Source organism: Altibacter lentus (assembly GCF_000746845.1).
GTDB lineage: Bacteria > Bacteroidota > Bacteroidia > Flavobacteriales > Flavobacteriaceae > Altibacter > Altibacter lentus.
Window position 1 is genome coordinate 2,670,929 of record NZ_KN050846.1, and the last position, 24,579, is coordinate 2,695,507.

General features: G+C 40.8%; 21 protein-coding genes. 2 read left to right on the forward strand and 19 right to left on the reverse strand.

Annotated features, from left to right (window positions below):
- Positions 1 to 102: 102 nt before the first annotated feature.
- The 11 genes from JS40_RS14875 to JS40_RS12485 all read right to left on the reverse strand — a co-directional run bounded on the left by JS40_RS14875 (position 103) and on the right by JS40_RS12485 (position 13,103).
- Positions 103 to 825, reverse strand: a complete 723-nt coding sequence (locus JS40_RS14875; RefSeq protein WP_051957594.1) for a DUF6090 family protein — start codon at positions 823 to 825, stop codon at positions 103 to 105.
- A 4-nt stretch (positions 826 to 829) separates the two neighbouring features.
- Positions 830 to 1,609: a DUF6090 family protein gene (locus JS40_RS12440; protein ID WP_034261049.1), complete on the reverse strand. Its 780-nt coding sequence runs from the start codon at positions 1,607 to 1,609 to the stop codon at positions 830 to 832.
- A 139-nt stretch (positions 1,610 to 1,748) separates the two neighbouring features.
- On the reverse strand, positions 1,749 to 2,627 hold the full coding sequence (locus JS40_RS12445; protein WP_034261051.1) for an amidohydrolase family protein: 879 nt from the start codon (positions 2,625 to 2,627) through the stop codon (positions 1,749 to 1,751).
- A gap of 181 nt (positions 2,628 to 2,808) precedes the next feature.
- Positions 2,809 to 3,708 (reverse strand): phospholipase D family protein, encoded by a 900-nt coding sequence (locus JS40_RS12450; protein WP_034261053.1) that lies wholly within the window; start codon positions 3,706 to 3,708, stop codon positions 2,809 to 2,811.
- Between the two features lie 27 nt (positions 3,709 to 3,735).
- Positions 3,736 to 5,253 carry a class I SAM-dependent DNA methyltransferase gene (locus JS40_RS12455; protein WP_034261055.1) on the reverse strand — a complete coding sequence of 506 codons (1,518 nt, stop codon included), beginning with the start codon at positions 5,251 to 5,253 and terminating at the stop codon, positions 3,736 to 3,738.
- Complete coding sequence (locus tag JS40_RS14880) at positions 5,254 to 6,696, reverse strand: protein NO VEIN domain-containing protein (protein WP_051957595.1); 1,443 nt, start codon at positions 6,694 to 6,696, stop codon at positions 5,254 to 5,256. It lies immediately after the preceding gene.
- A gap of 3 nt (positions 6,697 to 6,699) precedes the next feature.
- A complete protein-coding gene (locus JS40_RS14885; RefSeq protein ID WP_051957596.1) occupies positions 6,700 to 8,259 on the reverse strand; it encodes a restriction endonuclease subunit S in 1,560 nt (519 codons plus the stop codon).
- A 17-nt stretch (positions 8,260 to 8,276) separates the two neighbouring features.
- Entirely contained in the window at positions 8,277 to 8,696 is a 420-nt protein-coding gene (locus JS40_RS12470; protein WP_034261057.1) for a PIN-like domain-containing protein, read from the reverse strand.
- The gene (locus tag JS40_RS12475; RefSeq protein WP_034261059.1) at positions 8,693 to 9,364 is read right to left on the reverse strand and encodes a DUF433 domain-containing protein; all 672 of its coding nucleotides are present in this window, start codon (positions 9,362 to 9,364) and stop codon (positions 8,693 to 8,695) included. Before JS40_RS12475 ends, JS40_RS12470 begins: the two co-directional genes overlap by 4 nt.
- 93 nt (positions 9,365 to 9,457) lie before the next feature.
- On the reverse strand, positions 9,458 to 12,268 hold the full coding sequence (locus tag JS40_RS12480) for a type I restriction endonuclease subunit R (RefSeq protein WP_034261061.1): 2,811 nt from the start codon (positions 12,266 to 12,268) through the stop codon (positions 9,458 to 9,460).
- 196 nt (positions 12,269 to 12,464) lie between these two features.
- A complete protein-coding gene (locus JS40_RS12485; protein ID WP_034261063.1) occupies positions 12,465 to 13,103 on the reverse strand; it encodes a hypothetical protein in 639 nt (212 codons plus the stop codon).
- 1,422 nt (positions 13,104 to 14,525) lie between these two features.
- Here JS40_RS12485 and JS40_RS12495 point away from each other — a divergent pair.
- Entirely contained in the window at positions 14,526 to 15,149 is a 624-nt protein-coding gene (locus JS40_RS12495; protein WP_034261067.1) for a hypothetical protein, read from the forward strand.
- 54 nt (positions 15,150 to 15,203) lie between these two features.
- On the opposite strand, the gene JS40_RS12500 is transcribed toward JS40_RS12495, so the two are convergent.
- The gene (locus JS40_RS12500) at positions 15,204 to 17,048 is read right to left on the reverse strand and encodes an RICIN domain-containing protein (protein WP_160172974.1); all 1,845 of its coding nucleotides are present in this window, start codon (positions 17,046 to 17,048) and stop codon (positions 15,204 to 15,206) included.
- 446 nt (positions 17,049 to 17,494) lie between these two features.
- Complete coding sequence (locus JS40_RS15405) at positions 17,495 to 17,710, reverse strand: hypothetical protein (RefSeq protein WP_152558181.1); 216 nt, start codon at positions 17,708 to 17,710, stop codon at positions 17,495 to 17,497.
- Positions 17,711 to 17,808: 98 nt separating this feature from the next.
- Between JS40_RS15405 and JS40_RS12505 the strand changes: the two genes are divergently transcribed.
- Positions 17,809 to 18,501, forward strand: coding sequence for a hypothetical protein (locus JS40_RS12505; protein WP_034261071.1), 693 nt, complete (start codon positions 17,809 to 17,811; stop codon positions 18,499 to 18,501).
- A 493-nt stretch (positions 18,502 to 18,994) separates the two neighbouring features.
- Here the strand turns inward: JS40_RS12505 and JS40_RS15410 are convergent, their stop codons facing one another.
- From JS40_RS15410 to JS40_RS12535, 6 genes are all read right to left on the reverse strand, one after another.
- Positions 18,995 to 19,423, reverse strand: a complete 429-nt coding sequence (locus tag JS40_RS15410; RefSeq protein WP_152558182.1) for an integrase core domain-containing protein — start codon at positions 19,421 to 19,423, stop codon at positions 18,995 to 18,997.
- A gap of 30 nt (positions 19,424 to 19,453) precedes the next feature.
- Positions 19,454 to 19,732, reverse strand: coding sequence for a hypothetical protein (locus JS40_RS15415; protein ID WP_152558183.1), 279 nt, complete (start codon positions 19,730 to 19,732; stop codon positions 19,454 to 19,456).
- Between the two features lie 8 nt (positions 19,733 to 19,740).
- Positions 19,741 to 20,139, reverse strand: coding sequence for a transposase (locus JS40_RS12515; protein WP_034261073.1), 399 nt, complete (start codon positions 20,137 to 20,139; stop codon positions 19,741 to 19,743).
- Positions 20,140 to 20,707: 568 nt separating this feature from the next.
- Positions 20,708 to 22,936 (reverse strand): TonB-dependent receptor, encoded by a 2,229-nt coding sequence (locus tag JS40_RS12525; RefSeq protein ID WP_034262490.1) that lies wholly within the window; start codon positions 22,934 to 22,936, stop codon positions 20,708 to 20,710.
- A gap of 155 nt (positions 22,937 to 23,091) precedes the next feature.
- A complete protein-coding gene (locus JS40_RS12530; protein WP_034261077.1) occupies positions 23,092 to 23,562 on the reverse strand; it encodes a hypothetical protein in 471 nt (156 codons plus the stop codon).
- Between the two features lie 147 nt (positions 23,563 to 23,709).
- Positions 23,710 to 24,168, reverse strand: a complete 459-nt coding sequence (locus JS40_RS12535) for a hypothetical protein (RefSeq protein ID WP_034261079.1) — start codon at positions 24,166 to 24,168, stop codon at positions 23,710 to 23,712.
- Positions 24,169 to 24,579 lie beyond the last annotated feature (411 nt).

A 24,579-nucleotide genomic window follows, 5' to 3' on the forward strand; every position in this document is an offset into this window, starting at 1 on the left:
TTAAAAAGGAGTAAACTCAAATATAGACAATAATTGGATAGGGGAGGTTGGTGGCCGGTAAATAATAAACCGGAGGTAATAAGGACCGGAAACGGGCCTTTGTTATTCTTCCAGTGCCAATTCCAGCTCGTTTACAATGGACTTTGCTTCCGTGGTAAAAGTTTCCAGCAGCGGAATGTAAATAGTATAGTTCAGTAAATAATAATTGGCTACCCTGTTGGTATAGTCGGGGTCGTTCAATGCGTATTCTATAAAGGAGTCACTGTTCTGTTGGGTGATAAAGGCTGCATACCAGGTATAATTTTCTTTCCAGTGATTGATATTGTTCTCAATATCGTTTTCCCTTAGCGGATTATCAACGGTGAGCTCAACGAGCTGTTTTGTATAAAACTGAACGATCTTAACGGATAAGCTGTCGATACTCATTTTGGAGGTGCTCACATTGTTCAAGAGATTATACCCCCTTTTCTCGATGGAGAGATCCAAGGAGCCCACAATAAGAAATTTACATTCCCGGCACTGTTTATAATCTTCTCTTGTCATTTCACCCTTCAATATTTTTGTAAAATAGACCTCTTTTTCTCGCTTTGTTCGCAGGATGAGGTCGATATCTGCGATATCGTTCTTCAGGTCCTCCACGATAATTCTATTGATGTTGATCAGCACCTGATCCTGTAAGCGATCCTGATTCCAGTTATTGATCTGTAATGCGATCAAAATACCAATCACCACCAGGATTATCTCGCCTATGGCATACAGCAGGTATTTGCTGAATTTGTTTTCAGAAAGGAATCGGTGTCGGATCTTTCGAAAGAATTTGATCATCGTTTTAATGGCTTAATTCACTTTCAATATCGGCTAAGAGAGCTTCGGCATTCCCTTTAGCAATTTGTAGGTGTCCTTTATTCGTATTCGTTTCCAGTACCCGTAAACTCACCGCATTTATAATCTCGAACTCTTTGTGCGGATCATCTAGAATCGCCTGAAACGCCGGGAGCAACTTTTCGGTTAAACGCTCTTTACTGACCTTTTCCGTAATAAAACCAAAATCTTCAAAATGTACTATAACGGAAGATTGTACGATTGGAAATATGCGATCGTAAAAAACAGCGGCCACATTGGAGCTTACATTCGACTTAGTGTCTTCAGATAACTGATAGTAGCTTATAATTTTTAACCGCAGTGCTTTTTCCCGAATTAAATTAATTTGCCCTGTAGCACTAAGTTCGTTAAAGGTTGTTTGTGCTTCGGGATAATGCAAGGCATACATCATATAGCTTAGCTTGGTATTGATACTATCTATTGCCGTCAAGTTCCCTTTTGTGGTGAAGTCGGATATAATGGATTCTCCTTTGTCAATGATTACATCAAATATTTGAAGTCGGCCGTTTAAGGCAGCAATTTGATTTTCCAGATCATTTTTGATACCCATCAAATATTCATGCTCTTTATAGGAATTTATTCTGTTATTATTCCAGGTATTTATTTGCAGTGCGATCAATATTCCGACGACCACAAGGAAGATCTCTCCGAGCGCATATTTAATGTACTTCCCCGTTTTTCCTTCGGAAAGTATATTGCGTCTGATTCTTCGAAAGAATGGTATCACAGGCGGTTAGTTTCTCTAAAGGTATGATAATTAATTCAGTAGCCACTGAAATAATGACGTATACAGCTTTCAGCCGTAAACCACAATTTTACACTGCCTGAAGTACCTAGATATAAAAACCAGCCGGGCCGGTGGGGTGTTATTTCGGAAGTTTTAAGAAGGTTCGGGCATTCTCGTAGAGAATCATTCGTTTCTCTTTCTCACTTAAAAAATCCAGGGAATTGATGAATTCTATGGATGTTGATATACTTTCCGGCCACACCATTTGATCTGTACCAAACATAATCCTATCCAGTGTTTTGGCCTTTTGTGCCAGTTTAAGAAGGCGCACCGCATAATCATTGAGCATGGGATCGACCCATAGCAGCACCCCCAGATCGACGTACAAATGTCGGTACATACTCAGCATCCGCACCGCATGTTCGAAGTATACTTCTCCGCCATGCATGAGATACACCTGTAATTTGGGATAGGTCACCAGCACATCTTCAATGAGATACGGATCGCCCAGGGCAATTCGGAAATTAGGACAGCAGCCATAGGGAGTCATTGGCGGACCCCCTCCCGTGTGATACGCCACAGGGATGCCGTATTGTTCGCAAATCTTAAGGTAAGGCGCATATATGGGATCGTTCAAGGTGCGTCCGAAATAGACCCCCGCCACTTCGCCAAATACTTTTATCTTCCCCTCTTTGATGAGCTGTTCGAAGGTATCGATGGGGAGCAGTTCTTCGCTATCCATATACCCGGGAATAAACCGCGCATCTGCCAGTACATATTTCTCGACGCTTTCCATACTGCCACTCACGACCGCATATTCAATTTGATGTTTATCCATTAAAGCAATGGTCCTTGCCAGATGTTCCTCGGCGTTCTTAGGCGAATCAATTCCGGTGGGATGTGTTCTTCCACCCCAGTAATCGGTATCGGTGTAACTGTGCAGGTGTACATCAATGATCTGTGCCTTTACAGACAGCACCACCAAGAGCGCAATTAGCGTAAGGGTATGTTTTTTCATTTCTTTTGTTTTACGAACACAACCCTTGAGCCGGGGGACCCTAAGGAAGGATCCTGTACCGGGTAACAGGGTATTGTGTGTTGTTTATAACGGGGGGAACTCAAATATAGAAAATAATTGGATAGGGGGTGTTTTGGGTTTGGAAAATTGAGGGACCGGAAATGGTCTTTTTATTTTCAGTTTAATAAGTCCGTGGTTGTGTTCGTAATACTCGAGTATAAAGTTGATTAATTTCCTTGGAGATTGACATAATTGTTTTTTCAAGGTTTTTCACGTACTTTTTGTTTGTGTAGATATGATCGTCAATGGTACTACCTTCGGCAGCATATACCGTAATACGTTTTTTTCGTGTATCTACATACACTCTGAAATCAGGATAATAATCTACTTTGGGTTCTCTCATTTTTCCGAACACTTTTTCAAGTACTTCTTCCGGATAATTTGGTAAAATTACAACGCGGTATGATACTGCAACATCTATATTATCATAAAAATTTGTGCATGTTGGATTGTATCCTTCGCTGGTTTCTAATGGAATAAATTTCTTTGTGGTAAACATACGGGATAAAATATCACTCCGACTTTGCAGTTTTTCGAAACTTGTACTAAGAATCTCAAAATTCACCCCTTCTTCACGTACCTTCTTAGACGTTACAATCTCTGTGGAACCTGAAATGATCTGCCGAATCTCATTGATACAAAGTTCGCCATTATTGTTGTCCCAAACCTCTTTCTTAGGGAATACGAAACCTGCTTCCCTGTTGAATTGTTCCGAATATTCGTATAGGTTCATTGAACCTACAATGATATCGTAATCGTTGAGATATATCTTTGAATGGAGGTTTGGATGGCTTAACAAAGTGAGGTGTTTTAATTTGCTTAGTTTTGATATTTCCGATTGCTTCAAACAATCTTCACGACATACCATTAAAATTTCGACCCCTCTTTCATCTAGTTCTACTAAGTGCTCATAAACTTGGGCAGATGTCTTGACATAGGGTACAATTAAAACCAGTTCTTCTTGTGTTTCATTAAATAATTGTATTAGTCTACTAATAAAATACTCTTTGTTTAAAAACATGTTATTGGGGTTTGTTATTTTTTAACCTTATTCCTTAGACAGTGTGTCCATGATCTCACGAAAACTTTCCAAACCTGCTTCCATATTCTCAATGATTTCCTGTGCTAAGAAATCCGGATCGGGAAGATTGTCTAAATCGGTGAGGCTTTTGTCCCGTAGCCAGAAAATATCGAGATTGGTTTTATCTCTAGCTAATATTTCTTCATAGCTGTATTTACGCCAACGGCCTTCCTCGTTTTCTTCACTCCAGGTTTCTTTACGCTTGTTTCTGTTTTTTGGGTTGTATAGTTCAATGAATTCCTTGAGGTCTTCCAACTGCATGGGTTTTTTCTTAAGCGTATGGTGTATATTGGTGCGGTAATCATAAAACCAAACATCTTTTGTCCAAGCTTCTTTGGAAGCTGGTTTGTTATCAAAAAAAAGAACATTTGCCTTTACACCTTGAGCATAGAATATGCCTGTTGGCAATCTTAAAACGGTATGTAATTCTGTAGTCTTTAAAAGCTCCTTGCGTACGGTCTCTCCTGCTCCCCCTTCAAAAAGTACATTGTCTGGCAAGACTACAGCTGCTTCCCCATGTATTTTAAGCAAGGATTTTATATGTTGTAAAAAATTTAGTTGTTTGTTGGAAGTACTTGCCCAAAAATCCTGACGATTGTAACTTAAATCCTGTTTTTCTTGTTCCCCAACTTCATTAGTACTGGTCATGCTGCTCTTTTTACCGAAAGGTGGATTTGCCAATACATAATCATAGCGTATGCCTTCATCAGAAATCAAGGCATCAACGGAAGAAATAAAAGACTCCCCATCTATCTCGCCTATGTTGTGCAGAAACATATTCATCAAACACATTCTACGGGTGTTTGCTACTATCTCATTACCGTGAAAAGTTTTGTTCTTTAAAAAATCCTTTTGCTCTTTGTCCAGCTTGTTATTGGCCACAATATGGTCATAGGCCGCCAAAAAGAAACCTCCTGTACCACAAGCAGGGTCTATTATGGTTTTTTTAGGTTCTGGGCGGACACATTCCACCATTGCTCTGATAAGGGAACGGGGTGTGAAATATTGTCCTGCGCCACTTTTGGTGTCTTCGGCATTCTTTTCCAATAAACCTTCATAGATTTTTCCTTTTAAGTCTGCACCCATCATCGTCCATTCCTCTTTGTCAATCATATCTATGATTTTTAAAAGTTTGGCGGGATCTTGAATTTTGTTTTGGCTTTTGGTGAATATTTGTCCGAGCATGCCACTTTCTGTAGCAAGGGTACGTAGCATTTGAGTGTAAAAGGCTTCGAGTTCTGCACCACGTTTGGTGCTTAGGGTTTGCCAGTCACAAACCTCTGCTTCTTCTTGCTCTGTGCCTTCTATGTCTTTTAAACGCGGGAATACCAGCCCTTTATTATAGGGTGGTTTATTTAGCTCGTCTGCCATTTTTAGGAATAGCAGGTAGGTGATTTGTTCCAGATAGTCACCATAACCTACGCCGTCATCACGAAGTACGCTTGCAAAGTTCCAGACTTTTGATATTATTGAGGATTCGGTCATTTAGTTTTGTTTTTTAATATAAACAACATAGTTGGTTGGAACTAAAAACTGTGTTGCAGAAGGGTTGTAAATTATAAAAAAGTCACCTCTATTGTTTACTTCATCATAATTATATATTCTAAAAAGCTGATATGACTTTGAATTTTGTTCGGAAAAAGCCATCTCATTTCGTGATAAATAAAACGGTGTTTTTTCATTACCAGTGGTTGTTTTTACTTCAATATACAAGTCATTACCGTTGTCGTCAAATGAAAGAACATCATAACCTTTTCCATCTTTAACTATTTTTACATTTTTAGCTTCATTAAACATGCCCTTTGCGGTTAATCGATTATATTCATAATCTTTTACTAGCTCCTCTCCGGCATCACCAAGTTCTTTAGCTTCAATACTCTTATTAAGAAAGTTGACATTAGTTTCATTAAAACTAGGATTATAATTTGGAGGAGATGTAAAACCACCTTTAGGAAATTCTCTGAGAGTTAATGAATTATTAAAAGCTTCTTCAACTGATATATCTTTCCAAACAATATTAATTAATTGATCATAATGTTGATTATTTTTTGAGATAAAATCTACTGTTTTATCAATTAATCTTGACCAATTATAATTTTCTAAAGAAGTAAAAAGTATTTCTTGCCATCTAATATCACTAGGTATGTATTTTTCACACAAAAGTTTTTGTTCTTCACTTAATTTGGATTTAGATTCTTGAAAATAATCTAGTTTATAAACCAAAACTTCTCTAAGTGCATCAACACCCACAGTAAAAAATATATCTTTATTCTTATCCCCAAACTTATAAATACGCGCCCACGTATAGGGCTTGAAGCCAGCTATTCGCTTTCCGTCGAGCCAATCAGGTTTTGACCAATATCTTCCATTTGAAGTTGTATATTCTAAAGTCTTATTGATTACTTCGTTAGACCAAAGTTGCGTTTTTAACCATACGGTCTCCATTAAAAATTCTTTGGCATTAATGTGATCACTATCTTCTGGATTATATGGTTTATCAGCCCACTCTTTAAAGAACTCTAATTCAGCATTATTGAAAAATGGCATATCATATTTAGCATCATCATTTAGCTCATAATGTTTAGAGTAATTAACTTCATTATTCCAATAATCTTTTGATTCATTAAAAGCAGCAAACCCATATTGACTATCATGAAGTTTTTTAGCATTTCCCACCCCTAATTCTTCACATAAGTTATAAAAACCAGGGCCATGGTCACTTTTATCTTTATAAATTGCCCCACTACTTATAAGTGGTCTTTTATTTAAATATTCATATTCAGAAACCGCGCCTAACTCTTTTGATAATTTTTTACGGTCACCCGCGTTAGAAAAATCTAAACCTAAAAAATTTCCAACATCACTATAATTAACAGGGTATCCTGTTTTACAAACATCTATTAAATATTTTCTTAAATCTTGGTTCATAGTTTATTTTTTTAATTTCTCTTTTTTTATCCGCTTCAACAATTCCCCCGCAGGCTCCCAATCTTTTTCTTTTTTACAGGCTGCTATCTCTGCCTCGGTGAGCAACTCCCCGGCAAAGGCTTTTTTAAGGATGCTTTGCCTCAGGGCTTCCGATTTTTGTAGATTCTCTGCTATGGTTTCTTCTACCTTATCACAAACGGAAAGGCGGGATTCTATTTGTTGAACTATTTGGTGTTGTTCTTCTAATGATGGATAAGAAATCGGAGCTTGTCTAATGGTACCCATAGATAAAGACGGTTGCGCGACAGCCTTTACAGCAGACATCATTAAACTTTTTCCAAATTCAGATTGAAGAAATAGTTCCAAATATTTTGAATTTAAATCAAAATATGGTCTTGCCATTCCAATGTTAGGTCCAAGAAAATACCTGTGATTAAAAGGAACCATGGCCACATTTCCAGTTCCTGCACCCACAAATACAATTAATAGTTCTCCTCCAAAAATTTGAGAACGTGTAAGCATTTTAACGCTTTCTGATTTAACTTTTGAAAAATCTGTTTTCTTAAAGCCATTTGCCCCAGCATTTTCAGCTTTTAAAACAGGTAAATCTCCATTTTCATCATATTTAACATAGTCTGTATATTCAAAGCCTGCTAACTTGGTAACAAAGCATAGCGATCCTATTTGAGTCCATATCCAATTAATAGGGATAGCCCATTTTCTTTCATTATGACCATTATTTGGTGTATCTGGAACTGTTAGTGGTCTTGGTCTTTTTGGTTTTTTTCCATTTTCGCCTTCTTCTTTCCATTTCTTAAGCTCAAATTCCCATTCTTCAATTTGCTTATTAAAAAATTCTTGTCTACCAATTTCAATTTGTTCCAACAATTCTTCAGCAGAAGGTAAATCGGTTTGTTTTTCTCGCCATTTCCTCGTCAACTCTCCCTCAAACGCTTTTTTCAAAACCGCCTGCCTATAAACCTTTAGCTGCTCCTGGGCAGTCCTTAAATTGGCAATGCCGTTGTCCAGCTCGCTAAAGAGTTGTTCTATTTTGGCTACTATGGCGCGTTGTTCGGGGAGGGGTGGAAGAGGTAATGGAATTTGCTTTATAGTTTTTGAAGATAAGTGTTTTACAGTTACAGCAGAGGTTTCTTCATTAATTGCGTCTAAATAGGGTTGTAAAGAGTTATAAAAAAACTCTTTATCATAATATTTAGATTTAAAAATAAGACGACAAACACGTTGGTTTAACAGACCCAATTTTCCAGGCCATTTTGATGCTTTAAAGTCACCATCCATACCAATCAAGAAATCATTTTTCCTTACCAAAAATTCATTTTTATATTCTCCTGAATATAGATTTTCAGTTTCATCTCGATTAATATCCCTAATTCTTATTAACGGAAGTCCTTCAATACGATTAAATAATTCTGATGAAAAAGCATATCCATTTTGGACTTTTGCTAAATCTTCTATATAAACTCTTTTCCATTCTTTATTTATTCTCAATAAGACATGTTTATCATCTGCAACAATTTGATCTGGAGTTATTCCTAATGCCATTAATATTTTTTTGTAAATTATATCTCTTCCAACTTAGAAGAACGAGATGTTACTTTAAAGGAAAACGGACGTTTTTCCTTGGTTGCTTTTTTAATTATTTCGGGCCAATGTTTTACGAGCATGGATACCATATCCCAGTATTCAAAACCGTTTTTGGAAGGCGGTCTAAAATAAACCATTCCTATATTGAACTTTTCACAAAGTTGACGTTGCTCCTTTATCCTATTAATGTTATAGTCTTGGGTGATTACACAATCTTTTCCACTAGAAAGTTTGGGAATCCAATCTTCGTCCTTGGCTCCTTCGCCAAACTCTTTTTTGATGGAACGAACTTCTATTGGTTCTTTAAGTTTGTGTCTAAAATTAAGAGGAGCTTGTAGGATATTAAACCCAGAAGCCAAAACAGGTGCAAGATTTTCATCAATATAAACAATCATGCGGCAGTGCAATATTCAATGGCATCTTTTACCATTTGTTCCGGCACCTCGTAGATGTACGCTATAAATTCAATGGATTCTCCTGCCTTGTACATGCCATAAAAAGTTTCAGGATAAATATTGTGGTCTTTAAAAACTGGACTCCCAAATTTACGCGCAGGATCTACGACTATAGATTTTTCTTTACCTAATGGGTAAAAACGGGAAGCAAGATTATTGTCTCCAAAATCTAATTTAACAAAGAACATTTGAATTATTTCTAAACTAAATTGCTTCATCCCATTCAATTCTATTGTACCCTGTTTGTGGTTTAAGAATATTCGTTTACCATCACTACGGATACCATCGAGCACTTCCTTAAGTGCAAAAGGAAATGGAGTTTTGTACCATTCAACCAATTCTGTGTGAGCTTTCATAACCTCCTTTGGCTTTACACCAGCTTCCGAAAAGCGCATCATAACATAAAATTCTACAAACGTGTGAAAACTTACCGCTCGTGTACCATCCATTTGCCAAGAATATTTCTCACCGTAATTCTTGCCTAGTTTGTCATCCCAATACTTATTCATCCATAAATAGATTTTTTGGTATGGCAAACGTAGTATTTGGGCAATCTCCGATGCCGTATAAATACCCAATCCAATTTGTGGTTTATTTTCGAAATCCATTATGTTTATAGCTGTCCTCAAATGTACGATTTAGGTTTCAAATAGTATGTTAAGTATTTATAAATGCTTAATCATCTGACTTATAACTGATTATTACGCAACCAATTCCGTATTCAATTCCTTAATAATGCTCTCCATTTCCTCCCCAAAGAGTTGCCACATTTTACCCCGACCCCCATGGGCATCAAAAGGGGTATAGTCCAAATCTTCCACTTCTATATGGAAACTACTCACAATATGATCCTTTAGCATCCTTAACCAATCCAACTGCTCCTGTGTAAAACGGTTGTGCTGTCCGGTATGCTGTTTAAAAATCCATTTGTTAAAGTTGTCGTCTATCTTTTTATCAAAAGCGGTTACGGTGTTGTCAATCCCACAGGCTCGACGTATCAAGGAAACCAAAGCAGTGAGTTCGTTTTCCGGTTTTTGGCTTTTTACATCTTCCAAAGCAGCATAGGCATGCCATACATAATCTGGTGCTAAAGTAGGTTTGTCCAATTTCAATTTTTCCAAAACGTCCTTTATCATTTTAAAGGTAATTTCCCTGCGGTTGTAGGGCTGGTTGTAGAAAATACTCAAAGCCTTTATTTCGTCTTTGTGAGTTTCCAAATATTCGGTAAAATCTTTTACCGTTTCCTTCGCTTTATCTACAGAGGTGGTGTCCCATTCGCTTTTGGTTACCGTATCAATATTGATATGGTCTATAATCTGTTCGTGTATTTTACGCACGTTGTCCAAATATTCGTTTAGTTCGCCATTAAAGGTAGTGCTTGCACTTTGGGAGAGTTTTGCCATGACTTCATTTCGGCTCCGCTCAATGACCTCCGGAGTTCTTTCTTCAATGGGAATATTTTCTACAATCTTATTGGTTTCTATTTCTATGGTATCAGGGTTAAAGGCATCCAGTAACTCCCTCGTCATTTGCTTTAGGTTCTTGCCACCGCTATACTCTAATACTTTTTCTTTTTCGTTTTCGGAAATCTGTTTTTCCAAACGTATCAAGCGGTTTGCAAGGGAAAGGAATAGATCTTCTTCTGCCACTCCCATCGTAACAGCACCCAATAAATCTTTTAGTGGCACACCTCTTTTACGTTCCAAAGGACGGCTATCTGTCTTTTTAGATTTTATGGCACCTACAGCATCCACAATTACAAAGTGCGTTTTGGAGTCTGCCGTGCGAGACACTAATTTTAAATCGTTGTTATTGATAGTCCTTGTACCCCGCCCTTTCATCTGTTCAAAATAGTTGATGCTTTTAACATCGCGCATAAAGAGCAATACTTCCAGCGGTTTTACATCGGTGCCCGTAGCTATCATATCTACCGTTACTGCAATGCGCGGGTAATAGGAATTACGGAAACGGTTGAGTACAGATTTGGGGTCTTCTTCAATTTTATAGGTTACTTTTTTACAGAAATCGTTGCCTTCATTAAATTCTTCCCTAATTATTTTGATGATGTCGTCTGCGTGACTATCGGTTTTTGCAAAGACTAATGTTTTAGGTACTTCGTATTCTCCGTTTTCGTCAAAACGGTTTGGGTAAATCTCTTTTCTAAGGGCATCTTTATATGCCTTTATAATATTACGGATTTGGCTTGGGTTTACTACATCTTTATCGAGCTTGTTGGCAGTATAGGTATAATCTTCATCTAATTGCTCCCATCGTTTTCTACGAGTGAGTTTTTCACGTTTGTCCACATATTCCTTTGCCTTGAGCTCTCCCCCTTTTTTTGATATTTCGGTTTCGATGGTATAAACATCATAGGGTACATTTACGCCATCGGCAACCGATTCTTCATAGGTATATTCGCTAACCACGTTTTCATTAAAGAAACCAAATGTGCGCTTGTCTGGGGTTGCCGTTAAGCCAATAAGAAAACCATCAAAATAGTCTAGTACTTGCTTCCAAAGGTTGTAAATGGAGCGGTGGCATTCGTCTATAATAATAAAGTCGAATTGTTCAATAGGCACCCTTTCATTATATATTACCGGAAGGGGTTCTTTTTTATTTTCTTGTTCCTGCATCCACGAGGATTCGTTTGGGTTCTCCATTTCGGCACTTTCGTCCAATTCCTCTCCTTTTAAGATGGAATACAAACGTTGAATGGTAGAAATGCAGACTTGGCTATCAGAAGCTATGTAACTGGAATTAAGTCGTTGTACGTTGTAGAGCTCAATAAACTTGCGATTGTCATCGTTAGGTTGAAACTTCATAAACTCCTGTTCAGCTTGCTCACCAAGGTTCTTTGTATCCACCAGAAACAGTATGCGTTTGGCATCTGCAAATTTTAGAAGTCTATATACAAAAGTGGCTGCGGTAAAGGTTTTTCCCGCTCCGGTTGCCATTTGTATTAGTGCTTTAGGACGGTTGTTTTTAAAGGACGTCTCTAAATTATTGATAGCTTTTATTTGGGCCGGACGCAGTCCGTCGTCATTTAAAGGTGGAAATTCTTTTAGACGTGCCCGTAAACTTTTGTCTTTTTTAATCCATGCCGCCATAGTCTCGGGCCTATGAAAGCTAAATACATTTCTACCTCTTGGCTTCGGATCTCTGTAATCGGTAAAGCGAGTAATCGTTCCTGTACTTTCATATACAAAAGGTAAGGGGTCATTATTGAGGTATTTTAATTTTGCTTTTGCGTAATCTCCAGATTGTTCTTCTACCACGGTAAGACGATGACCTTCATCTTCTCTTTTCGCCTCAATAATACCAACAGGATTTCTGTCTACAAACAATACATAATCGGCAGGACCTACATCGGTTTGGTATTCCCTTATAGCAACACCTTTATTGGCGGCAAGATTAATCTTGTCTTTGGATTGTAGTACCCATCCTGCCTTGATAAGCATTGCATCTATCTTATCACGTGCTATCTGCTCGGGAGTTTGGTTTGGTTTGGTCATTAATTTCCTTCTATTCAATTCAAATATAAAACATTCCCTCACCTGCGCAAAGGAGGGGCAATCGAATACAACAAATTAATTAGGGAGAGGTTAAATATAAGGAAAAATGCAAAGGAACGAACGATCAAATTTCAATTACATTATATTAATTTTAGTTTTCTAGAACCTTGTTTAAGTCATAACATGACGGCTCCGCTTATGTCTTCATTTCCAGCTCCAGATAGTCGGGGAGGAGATACAGCTCCAACGGCTCCCGTTTGGGGTTCAGCTCCTCAAAATATACGATTCCGATACGGCGGTGCAGTTCCAGTTCGCCCAGCAGCTCCATAAAGATATGATATATGTTTTCCTGTACTTGCCGGTAGCCTAGTCCCTTGACACTCTCATCAAATCCCTTAAAACAAATGATCAGGTCCAGCTTTCCGGAGGTGTCGCCTTCTTGCGGTTTTAACGGTAGCCAGTACACGTCACTGGCCTTTATAGGCATCCCCGGGAAGTTGTACTCGTCATCCATACGGCGCTCACAGGCGTCGAGATCCAGGGTAGGCTGTACAAAGGCTATTATATTCCAACGAGGGAGTGCAGGGGCCTGCGCCACGAGGTTCTGTACGTATAATATGCCTTCGGGTTTGCCGTCGCAGGTGAAGGTGAGTGTGGCTTTTCCCAGTTGCACCGGACCTGCCAGCTGAACACTTACACAGGGGTCGAAACCGCGGAGGTACGTTAACAGCTGCTCGAAGTGATAGGTCTTTTCCTCCAGGGGCATTCGGTGGAGCCGGTAATAGGTTTCCTCGTTTTCCACGAACCAGTTCCAGAATTGTTGGAGTTGTAACATTGGTGGGGTGTTTTGTGTTTTAAAGATAGTTGATTTCTTTTTTTTATTCTTTTTCCCATTACCGAGGAATATTGGTGTAAATGAAATTTTCTTTTTATTTAATTTCTTTTTTTGCTTGTGCATTCCACTTACCGCCTACGGCGGATCGTCGGATGCAAGAAAAGAACGAAAAAAAGGAGGCCTTTTACGAGGAATTTCCCGGCCTTTGATGCCGGGAACCGCCCCCAAAACTCCGCGTCAGCCACCGGTGGTGGCCTCCTGGATCTCGAAGTTTTGTGTGCATATTCTTGCGTAAAAGGGTTGTCCTTCGTATTGAAATAATCGTTTTAGAAGAAGGTTTTAGGTTAGTAACAAAATAAGCCTGATGTATTAATTCGCAAGAACCTATTGCCCTTCACTACTCACCGTTCAATACTCACTATCTATAACGTATCGTAGGAAGCAAGCGTCGAATGGGATGGACGTTTCCCTTCTTTCAAATTTATTCGCTACTAACTACTAAATATTACCCCATTCACCATTCACCAATCACCATTCACTAATCACTACTAACATGTGTCACTTCGAGTGCTGCCCTGAAAGGGCATTGTATCGAGAAGTGGTGTGAGAACAGCTCACGCTTTACCACTCACTGCTCACCTACCAATGTCATTCCGAATGCAATGAGGAATCTCTTTGTGATTGAAAGGATTCTTCGCTTCGCTTGAATGACATGCAGATTGTCATTGCGAATGCAATGAGGAATCTTTTTTTTTTCTTTTTCCCATTACCGTGGATGTGTTGTCTTTAGTATTGATTCTTTTTTTTAGTTCAACTTTCTTTTATTCATGCGTTTATATTTTTTTTATAGGAATTCATGAATGCTTCGCATTTGCTGGTCCAAAAGAAATAGTGCCTTTCTCTCGCTATGCTCGTCGGAGGCCGACTTGATGTAAAGGATGTCTTACGATTAATAATTACGGTGTCACTTCGAGTGATGCCCTGAAAGGGCATTGTATCGAGAAGTGTTGTTTTCTTTTTCTCTTCTCTTCTTTTTCCCATCGCCGGAAAAAGAAGCAAAAAGGTCTAGTCCTTACGATTCTTGTTCACCCGTTACGTCCTCCATTCTAAACACACACAACTCACCGCCAAAGGCGGCTCAGACAGTGTTTAGTTTTTAACGAATGTTCGGACTACGGGTCCCGAAGTCGAATCGTATGGCCGGTTTGATTCTAAGAGACATTTATATAAAAGAAGAAGCCGTGTCACTTCGAGTGATGCCCTGAAAGGGCATTGTATCGAGAAGTGGTGTTTTTTATTTTTCATTCTTTTCTTTTTTTGCTCCCCCAAAAAAAATCTACGGGTGCTTGGTGAATAGCTAATAGTTTACCATTCACGAAGTAGCATAAAATTCCTTAAGTTCGTAATTCAAACTAACGTACTATGAACCAAGAATTACAAATTGAGATCCTGTTAAAGGAATACGAGCTTATCAACCAAAAGATAGAACGTTTTGTAGGGAATCAGTTTTTATATACACAAGGTACCCTCGCACTTGCGGGAGGGTATATTTTCTTCTTAATTGAAGGCACCAGCTATTTTGATGCTTCGCAGGAGGCGGTAGTTGAGTCGTATAACAACACCAAATTCTATATTCAATTCTTGCCCTATGTGCTCCTCACTATCTTAATGGGAGTGGCGTACCAGTTGCAACGAACCCTAGGTTTACAGGGTTATAAGTGTCATTTGGAGGAACTCATTAATAAGAAGGCAGGGGAGAACCTGATCTCTTACGCGCATATCGGGATGCGCTATATGGTAAAGAACAATGTGATCGCTTGGGTGAACTCGGGCATCTATGTATTACTGTATGCGGCTTCGGTCGCACTGGCCTACTATAAACCCCCACACCCCATTAGCAAATGGTATTTGGTCTCGCATATTGTTTTGGCAGGGGCCTTGGCTGTTGTGGTATTGCTGAAATTAAGAGGTCACCAAGATCGTGTAAAAGAAGCAGCGGGAGTCATTAACAAATCGGATAAAAAGATAACAAAAACAGAGTTTTAAGGTGGGAGACGTAAAAGGTAATAAGTACGATGCAGGAAGCCAATGCCGTCTTACTTATTTATCGCAATCGCAATTAGGAAAATAAAAAGCCTTTACGATATCGTAGAACCCGGTAGGATCGATCCTTGAAAGCTCGTTACTCAAGCCCGGAGGCAATCCGGCTTTACGGAATTCTAGCTCAATATTGTCTACCACACCATTCATTATTGGATTATCGTCTGAGCCTGCTACAAAATTAGCAGCAGCCCCCACATAATATTCCCCGGTAAATTGTACAACTTCTTCTGCAAAACCTCTTGCGCCTTTGGCACCACCGGGTATTGCGAAGCCTATGGCTAATTCAGTAGCCACAGTACCTACTACATACGCTTGGTGTGCAATTTGTTTTTGTAGTGTTTCGCTATCCTTGGCATACAAATAACCCAGTCCCACCATTCCATCCGGTTCGGGAGCCCCATGCGATTTCCAACAGAGTATTTTGCAACTTGGCAGCTTCATAGGCGCATTTAGTGGCTTTCCCACTATTTCCCTATATTTATAAGATTTTGGTCTTCCCACTACCTTCATTGGAAGATAACTACCCACCCCTTCATCTACTTGAATAAATGAAACTTTAAAAAAGGTAAACTTACGACTACCGGAACTGTAGATTTTATAGGTGGCCATCTCATTTTCCCTTGCGCAATTGTGGGTGTTATATTGAGTAATATAGTCTGGGTAATTTCTTGTATTCCAGCCAGTGTACCTATACCCGTTATCGCCGTCTCTCACGAAATTATCTTGAAACACGATAAAATCAAGGTGCATCTGTTTTATTTTTTTACAGGATGCTCCCGCGTTTCTTGCTGAGATCTTATACTTAAAATATAGTGGTTCAATATCGAAGATCGCCGTTGCGTTATTGTAAATGATTGCTTCGTACAGCTCGGTTTTCATAAGGTCAAACTCCTGTTTTTCTGAAAAATCCGGCGGCATCATTTTGAGTTCCTGTTTTTCTCCATTGCCTAAAGAGGTAAGATATAAATTGGCATTTGCTGCTCTTATGGAAACAAAATTCCCGGGATGCCAACTGTATTGGATGACAAAGGACTGATTTTTACCGGTGTCCGGGTCACTTTCATATAAAGCAAGTCCGTTGCCATCTGAAACCGAATCATAGGTGAGGTATTTGCCATTTTCCAAATTCTTGATGGCATAGTTTGAACCCCCCTGCTTCACAAATTCAAACTGTTGCCAATTGACACGTTCAAATGCTTTTAAAAAAAGAGCTCCCTTTTTCTCTGTCATATTAGGAGCTATGAACGTAGTGTTTGTTGAATCTGAAAAAGTGAGTACGTGGTCATTCCATCTGCTTGCTATATAATAATTGGAAGTAATATCGATATCCGCCGGATTGCGATTTTTTATAGTGTCCAACTCTTTGAGCGATGCTTCAAAATTAAAAGGGACATAGGGAGAACGGTTAATTTTCCAAACAATTTTTTTTGTTGTTGGTACATTACCTGCCGGGACTTCTCCCAGAAAAACACGTGTGCCATCAGCTATCCATGTAGTGGGGATCGCTTTATTATCTCCTTTTGAAAGTTTAGTAAAAACCTCGTTATAGGTAACCGGTCTATATAACTGATAGGAAGTAGAATCTTCTTTACTGACAATATTGCCTGTAAAAAGAAAATCAATAGACTCTTCATAGGGTTGTAATTGAAAACCAGAAGGAAGGGTTCTAACATAAAGCGTATCCATCTGTAAGTAGAACACAGGGTTTTTCTGTGGGTCGTAAACATTTTTAAGCCTAAAGATCTGATTAACTCTTTTTTCTCTAGAATAAGGCTGCAGTTCAATATTTCCATTTTCAGAGACAGTAAGCACATTATTAGACCCATAACTAGCAACTGTCACAAAATTGTTTGAATTTGTTTTTATGAATTTGGCAGCAGATGGTGCACAGCTTGTAGTTAATATTAAAGTAGAAATGATAATAGAAAGTACTAAATACGAACACTTTTTCATAAGCTTATATTGTTGGAATGCAGAAATACTATTGGAGGAGAATAGTTTAAAGGTATGAAAAAATAATTAACTGTCTGATTTTATAATTGTTACAAGTGCCGCGCACCGTTCACTGCTAACCCCTAACTACTCACTTTTCACCACCGTGCACTTTGATTCTAAGCGGCATTGCGAGTGAAACTAAGATGTGTCACTTCGAGTGATGTGCTGTAGGCGCATTGTATCGAGAAGTGGTATAATCACTCTTCACCACTCACACTTCACTAATCACTACTAACTCCAAGTCCTAACTACTCACTTTTCACCAATCACTAGTCACTACTAAATCCTAAGTCCTAACCCCCGGCTACTCGCGCTTCCCCCTTCAACGATGCCATAGGTTCTACTTTTTTTAACAGATAACTTATCAACAGTTTATTTACGGTCACAGCGACAAGAAAAGGGAGGGCTTCCACAGAGCGTGCATCCTTCCGTAAATGTTTGTGAGTCAGAACCGTTAGAAGTGTTTCGCAGGGATGGAGGATAGGGGGTCGCGTTGTTGGCGTACGCACAGAAGGTCTGTATTCAGGGGATTGGATTCGGGGTGGGGTCGCAAATATGACTTGCTTTACTTATTGATTTTTTTATTTTTGAAAACAAAACATACATAATGCTTTATTTTAAATTCTCTCTGGCCTTTTTATGGGCTGTGTTCTCTCTTTCAACCTGTTCCAAGGATGACGGTATGGATCCCGAAGATAGCTGTGAATTCAATAGTCCCGAAGTGGATATAGAACTTGACGGAGCAACCGCTACCGCAACGGCATCCGATGGGAATCCACCGTATGAATATGTGTGGAACGATGATACCGAAGGACCTACCTTGATTATCGAAGGCCCCGGAAATTATTCGGTGACCGTCACCGACAGCAATGGCTGTACCGCCAGTAAAGAGCTGGTCGTTCAAGGGATTTCGAATCTGGTAGGGGTCTGGGAGATGACCGCATTTGCAGGGGGTATTCCTGTAGGCAGTTATCAGAATATCTACGATGAGAATTGTTCTAATATTCTGGAACAGAAAGTGTCGAGTAGCGGGTACTTCGAATTTGCTCCGGGTAATACTTTTTTCTATAGCTGGACAGAGCATACCATCCTTACCAACATCGCGTTTGATAGCGAGACCTGTGTGATCAATGAAGACTTTCCCGACACCGATTACTATTCTACCGAAGAAGGAAATGGAACCTATTATTTCAACGGCACGAACTATATTCTCACCTATGATGGCGGTAATACTGAGACCGTAATAGATGCAGGTCAGGGATATATTCAGATCTATGAAGAATTATATCAACGACAATAGGCGGTACATTTTTTAGGTTGAATTATAAAGGAATAGTGCTCTCTTTTCTTTTTTCCATTGCCGGAAAAATGCATTCCTTTCGTCACATGTTGTGGCTCATCGGATGCAGAAACCATCCCTAAATGCTACGTCGGTTCGCTACACGTTCCGAACTCGGTCTGCTTTCGCAGCCCTCAGACAGCGTAACGCGCTTGACGCTGCACCTTCTTGCATTTCACGGGATGTTTTCTGAGGCCGTTCGTCTTCTAAGAAGCATCAGCCTATGGCGCCTCGGAGGAAGCAAGCGTCGAATCGGATGGACGTTTCCCTTCTTTCAAATTTATTCGCTACTAATTACTAAATGTTACCCCATTCACCATTCACCAATCACCATTCACCAATCACCATTCACTAATCACTACTAACATGTGTCACTTCGAGTGATGCCCTGAAAGGGCATTGTATCGAGAAGTGGTGTGAGAACATGAACTTCCCTAATTAATGTTGACCGTTTTTAGTTAATTAATTCATTGTTAAATATAGTCATCAGTTTTCTTTCTTGAGGCCTCAAGAAAGAAAACTGAGTTATGAACTTCTCAGGACTCATTCTGTCGTTGTTGTTATGCAATCTTTTACTGTTATAGTTCTGTCCCGCTTTTGCCACCATTCTTTTTAATTGAACAATATCCTGTGGCTTCCAATAATCCAGGTATTCCTCCTTTATGGTTCTGTTGATGCGTTCTGCATAAGCATTGTCTTGCGCCGAGAGTACCATACTTATTTTACTGCCATGCCCTTTTAGAAGCGCTACGTACTCTTTATAGGTATATTGACTTCCTCTGTCGCTGTGGTGAATCAAAGGTGGGGAATTATCCTTAAGTGCCATCTTTAATGCTTCCACGTTTGCTTTGGCTCTCATATTATCAGAGATCTTATATCCCACAATCTTCTTTGTCGAAGTCGAATCGTATGGCTAATAGATCTTTGAAGCGATTGTTGTTCTTTTATAATTGTTTTTCCGCTTCAATCGATACCCCAGTTCCATCATTAGCTCTATAAACCGATCCCGTCCTATAAAGGCAGGGTTAAGGGTATAGTACATTTTCTCCACCCCACAACCCGGGTGATCTTCTCTAAGATCATCAGCTTCAAGGATCAACTGATTGACTTTAGTATCAAAGGCCATTTGCCTGACTTGATACTGCGCAACTGCTTGTTTACTCAGCCCTGCTTCTTTATAGAGATTGTTCATAGAAAAACTTACTTTTTGTTTGTTTTCTTTGAACCAGTTGACTGTGGGGTGCCGAAGTTTTTTTTGATATCGCTGTCCAATTCTTCTTTGGCGATCTCGATCATCTTCTCCAAATAATCAATCTTGATTTGCTTACGGCCAACGGCACGCTCCAACTCTTTTACTCGAGCCTCTAATTCTTTCATTTTTTTGTTGCTGCTGTCCTTCATCTCTACAATTCTGGTTCCCTGTTGGTTAAAGGGAGAGAATTTATAGATCCAACGGTAGATTATCTGACCTCTTACCCCGTGGAGCTTCTCTAGCTGCAAACCGCTAACCCTGCCGCTCTCGAAATCTGCCACTATTTTTCTTTTGAACTCTTCAGAGTATTTTCGCTGCTTGCGCAACTCTCGCACATTTGCTTTCATAGTTACCACTGTTTTAAGTGGTCAACCTATATCAGGGACGTACAACAGCTCTCGCTTTACCACTCACTACTCACTGTTCACCTACCAATGTCATTCCGAATGCAATGAGGAATCTTTTTTTTTCTTCTTTTTCCCATTACCGTGGATGTGTTGTCTTTAGTATTGATTATTTTTTTTAGTTCAACTTTCTTTTGCTGGTCCAAAAGAAAGTTGCAAAGAAAAAGACCTTTTATCCTTTTCATAGGCATTTTGAAATGCTCACGCATTCCACACCAACGCAAAAACTCGGCGTTCACTATGCTCACTGAATCTCCGAGCTTTTTGCGTTCTATGCTGATGAAAAGGATGAGTTAAATTGAAGCATTATGCTCTAAGATGTTTTCTGAGGCCGGATAGCCTTCTAAGAAGCAACCCGCTTATAGCGTATCGTAGGAAGCAAGCGTCGAATGGGATGGACGTTTCCCTTCTTTCCAATTTATTCACTACTTAAAGCTAAATCCTAAGTCCTAAGCCCTAATTCCTAAGCCCTAATTCCTAAGCCCTAATTCCTGACTTTTCACCCTTCACCTTAAAAAGATACCGCCACTTTCCCTCTCAGATAAAAAGGTGTTCCCGGCGTGAAATGGATCTCTTCCATGGGGGCCGCTTCACTGAACAACCTGCTCTCGGTGGCGAACTGGGTTTCGTTCCATTGGGAGTCGAGCAGGTTCTCTACAATGATTCCGAAGGTCCAGTTGTCCCAGGCGTAAGAAACGTTGAGATCGGTAATAAAATAGCCTTCGGCTGTGATGGAACCGTCCTCATTGGCAGGGCGGTCGCCTACTAAGCGGTAGGTGAGGGCGCCCGAGAAATTACCGAGGCCATCCACCAGGAGTCCGCCCGAGGAGGTGAGGTCCGGTGCCAGAGGAATAAGGTCTTCTCCTTCCGGGGCTTCGGTGCTGCGCGCATAGGTGTAGTTGACGTCGCCGTAGAGATACAACCAGTCATTCAGCTGATAGCGGGCACCCACTTCCAGTCCCATACGTCGGGTCTTTCCGCTAGGTTCTACGATCCCGGCATCGCCTACGTATACAAATTCCTGCTCCAGGAACAAGCCCCACAGGGTGGCATTAAGGGCGAGTCGGTCGAGCGGTTTTACAATGGTCCCCAGATCGGCGCCATAGGCAGCCGGCAGGATGTCTTCGCCATTGTTGGCCACGACCACACGGGTGTCGTTGGAATGGAAGCCGATACCGGATTTTAGGAACAGCTGCCAGTTGCGGTTCACGGCGTAGATGGTGTTCAGTTTCGGACTCACTGTTACCTTGGATTCACTTTGGGCATCGTAGGTTTCGCTGATCTTGTTCTCATAATCGAATTTGAAATAGTCCAGACGCAGTGCCGGATTGAATTTCCACTTTCCGGTCTCGAATTCGGCATTGACGAACCCATAGGTGTTCACTTCGTCGACATCACCCAGGGCAACGCGATTCAAGGTGGTTTGCCTGTTCAGGGTATTGGACAGCTCGATATCGTCTGCATTGTCGTAGCGGAACCCGATCCCCGATTGTAATTCCAGCTGCGTATTTCCACCCAGAGAAATGTTCTTCTTTTGATACACGCTTTCGGCCCCTGCGATCATCCGGTCTTCTTTTTGTCGTATCTGATCGCCGTTGACCGGGTCTTCCAGAAAGAAGGTGAAATTGGAATACAGTTCGAAATCGTAGTGGGACAGGAAGGCTCGGGTCTTGAACTGCTGATCGTCATCGATCTTCTTGGTGTGTGCCACCAACAGATTGGTTCGACTGGTTTGTCCGCCTTCGGTGTCGTCTATGGCCCCGAAGCGACCGATCAATCCTTGGTCCACGGCGCGTTGCGGGATCTGTCCGCTGGCATCCCACTTGCTGGTGAAATAGGAAGCCGTTACATTGAGTTCCTGATCGGCGAACAGGTTGTAATTGTAGCGCCCCATCACGTTGATCCGATTGAAGTTTTGCGGGGAATTAAACGGACCGTCGGTGAGGTATACTTCCGAAGCGATATAGGCATTGCTTTTTTCTGAAGTCAGCACATTGAACATCCCCAAGAGTCGGGAGGCATTGAACTGTCCGGCTTCCAAAGAGACCTTGCTCTTGTCCAGGGTTTTCCGAAGACGCAGGTCCACAAAACCCGCCGTATTGAAATTCCCTTTGTCGGCGTAATAGGGTCCCTTGCCAAAGTGTACGTTCTCGATCGTTTCGGGAATAACGAAATGCAGATCGGCGTACCCTTGTCCGTGTGCATGACTTACCATGTTCACCGGCATTCCGTCCACACTTAGGGCCACATCGGTCCCGTGGTCCACGTCGAAGCCACGCAGAAAGATCTGTTCGGCCTTTCCGCCGCCTGCGTGCTGTCCGATGATAAGGCCAGGGACTTTACGAAGGATCTCCTGGGACGAATTCACCGGATTGGTCTGTACATCGACATCCACAATACGGCTAAGCGTAGTGATCTCTGAAGTGAGTACGATCTGGTCCAGCGATATACTGGACGTTTGCATGGACACCGTGACGCCTGAGTTAAGGTGATCCTGAGAGACCGTAAGCAGTTGCGTTTTGTACCCCAGGATCGAAAAATAGACCGAGTCTCCCGGGGAAGTATTGATAATGGTGAAGGATCCCGTGGCATCGGAATGGCTGTGTTGTCCTGTATCCTGATTGAATATGCCAACATCTTCGAGCGGTTGGTTTTGAGAATTGACCACTTTCCCACGCAGATTTTGCGCGAATAGCGGGGTTGCAACAAATATGCAACATGCGATATAGATATATTTCATTTTTTTTAATTGTATGGATTGATAGTTTGGTTCCGCTGCGGGAACACCTTTTAGTTGAAGAACACATAAGGCCATATCCATAGTTGTACAAGGTATAGCACCGTGTATCAGATAGTACACAGCGTATCCAAGCATACACCAAAAAGGAAAGATCCTTATGTATAAAAGGCCTGGGGAGGGGGTGTGGTCACGTCTTGTTCACGACCTGCATGAACCTTTTCGCGCCAGCCGATGGGCTGTATGGTGCGATAGGCAAGCAGTTGTGTGTGCGAATCTTGTTGCGGAAGGATGTGCTTAGGGAATTTGAATTCGACCGCAGGTTTCTCGGCATCCTCGGGAGTCTCTGCGAAGCCCAGGGCTGTTTTTATAAAGGACAGCAATTTATGCGAATGCGCATGTGCTGCCGGTGCTTCAGTGGGTGTCACTGCCATGACAGGAAGGTCGTGGTCGTGGTCTTCGTCGTCATCATGGTGGGTGTGTCCGATGTTTGAATGTACGTAGTGCGAAAAATGGTGCAGCAAGCTGAACACCTCATTGTGCAACGGACTTACTACATATACGGTGACCATTCCTATAAGAAAGGACTGTAACAGGAAGGCGCGTATGTGTGTTAAGCGTTGTTTCATGTACTATTCAAAGATATACTTGCTATACTACATACGGAATAAAAGGGGAGTAGGTTTTATTTTTTCTGAAGGATTCCGAAAAGTTATGGAAGGTCTCTAAAATTGTAGCATTCTTTTTTTTAGAAAAAGAGCTGCTTACTAATAGTATTAAAAGGTGATCTCTAAGGCTTCCGATCGTGAAGGACCGGGATTTGTTAACACTTTCTGAAGGTGCATCACATCCTTTACACCCTCCAGTTCACATAAATAGCGCGTCACGGCACAGAGACCTTCAAACAGAGTGTCCGTATGGGTAGGATGCTCGGGCTTGGTTTTATTACGTCCGAAAGGAACGGAATAACCGCAGCCTTTCAAAAAGACCGCTTCGGCAGTGAGTAATTCCTGAGGTGTGTAGCCGTGATACCGACGGCCCAGACGTTGATGGACCAGCCCGACATAATTGAGTTGTTGCGAACCATGCACATCGGTGAAATGACGCCAGGTATCGGAATGGTCGCAGATATTTCCCACAGCGCATTGCCGGGCACATTCGGGGTGCAGCGTTCCCTCATGAAATGCCCGGTAGAGTTTGGTAAGGGCTTGTTCCAGACGTAGTGAAAGAGTCATGATACCGGTTTTGTGGTATTAAAATACGAATTTTCTTTTTTTTATTAATGTTCTTAACTTTCTTTTAAACCATTCAAATGGGAAGCATGCGTCGAATCGTATGGCCAATTTTAATGCTAAGAAAACGTGATCCCTTCACTTTTCACTGCTCACTGTTCACCTACCAATGTCATTCCGAATGCAATGAGGAATCTTTTTTTTTCTTCTTTTTCCCATCGCCGGAAAAAGAAGCAAAAAGGTCTAGTCCTTACGATTCTTTTTCACCCGCCAAGTTTTTACTTCGCCACAAAAATAACTCGGTCCGCTTATGCGGCCCTCAAACAGATTTTTGTTATTCTCTCAGTTGCAAACGGCGGGTCCCGAAGTCGAATCGTATGGCCGGTTTGATTCTAAGAGACATTTATATAAAAG

What these genes read in the sequence shown, in the direction of transcription:
- JS40_RS14875 (WP_051957594.1), bottom strand. Translation starts at nt 825, where the DNA reads ATGATCAAATTCTTTCGAAAGATCCGACACCGATTCCTTTCTGAAAAC.
- JS40_RS12445 (WP_034261051.1), bottom strand. Translation starts at nt 2,627, where the DNA reads ATGAAAAAACATACCCTTACGCTAATTGCGCTCTTGGTGGTGCTGTCT.
- JS40_RS12450 (WP_034261053.1), bottom strand. Translation starts at nt 3,708, where the DNA reads ATGTTTTTAAACAAAGAGTATTTTATTAGTAGACTAATACAATTATTT.
- JS40_RS12455 (WP_034261055.1), bottom strand. Translation starts at nt 5,253, where the DNA reads ATGACCGAATCCTCAATAATATCAAAAGTCTGGAACTTTGCAAGCGTA.
- JS40_RS14880 (WP_051957595.1), bottom strand. Translation starts at nt 6,696, where the DNA reads ATGAACCAAGATTTAAGAAAATATTTAATAGATGTTTGTAAAACAGGA.
- JS40_RS14885 (WP_051957596.1), bottom strand. Translation starts at nt 8,259, where the DNA reads ATGGCATTAGGAATAACTCCAGATCAAATTGTTGCAGATGATAAACAT.
- JS40_RS12470 (WP_034261057.1), bottom strand. Translation starts at nt 8,696, where the DNA reads ATGATTGTTTATATTGATGAAAATCTTGCACCTGTTTTGGCTTCTGGG.
- JS40_RS12475 (WP_034261059.1), bottom strand. Translation starts at nt 9,364, where the DNA reads ATGGATTTCGAAAATAAACCACAAATTGGATTGGGTATTTATACGGCA.
- JS40_RS12480 (WP_034261061.1), bottom strand. Translation starts at nt 12,268, where the DNA reads ATGACCAAACCAAACCAAACTCCCGAGCAGATAGCACGTGATAAGATA.
- JS40_RS12485 (WP_034261063.1), bottom strand. Translation starts at nt 13,103, where the DNA reads ATGTTACAACTCCAACAATTCTGGAACTGGTTCGTGGAAAACGAGGAA.
- JS40_RS12495 (WP_034261067.1), top strand. Translation starts at nt 14,526, where the DNA reads ATGAACCAAGAATTACAAATTGAGATCCTGTTAAAGGAATACGAGCTT.
- JS40_RS12505 (WP_034261071.1), top strand. Translation starts at nt 17,809, where the DNA reads ATGCTTTATTTTAAATTCTCTCTGGCCTTTTTATGGGCTGTGTTCTCT.
- JS40_RS15415 (WP_152558183.1), bottom strand. Translation starts at nt 19,732, where the DNA reads ATGAACAATCTCTATAAAGAAGCAGGGCTGAGTAAACAAGCAGTTGCG.
- JS40_RS12515 (WP_034261073.1), bottom strand. Translation starts at nt 20,139, where the DNA reads ATGAAAGCAAATGTGCGAGAGTTGCGCAAGCAGCGAAAATACTCTGAA.
- JS40_RS12525 (WP_034262490.1), bottom strand. Translation starts at nt 22,936, where the DNA reads ATGAAATATATCTATATCGCATGTTGCATATTTGTTGCAACCCCGCTA.
- JS40_RS12530 (WP_034261077.1), bottom strand. Translation starts at nt 23,562, where the DNA reads ATGAAACAACGCTTAACACACATACGCGCCTTCCTGTTACAGTCCTTT.
- JS40_RS12535 (WP_034261079.1), bottom strand. Translation starts at nt 24,168, where the DNA reads ATGACTCTTTCACTACGTCTGGAACAAGCCCTTACCAAACTCTACCGG.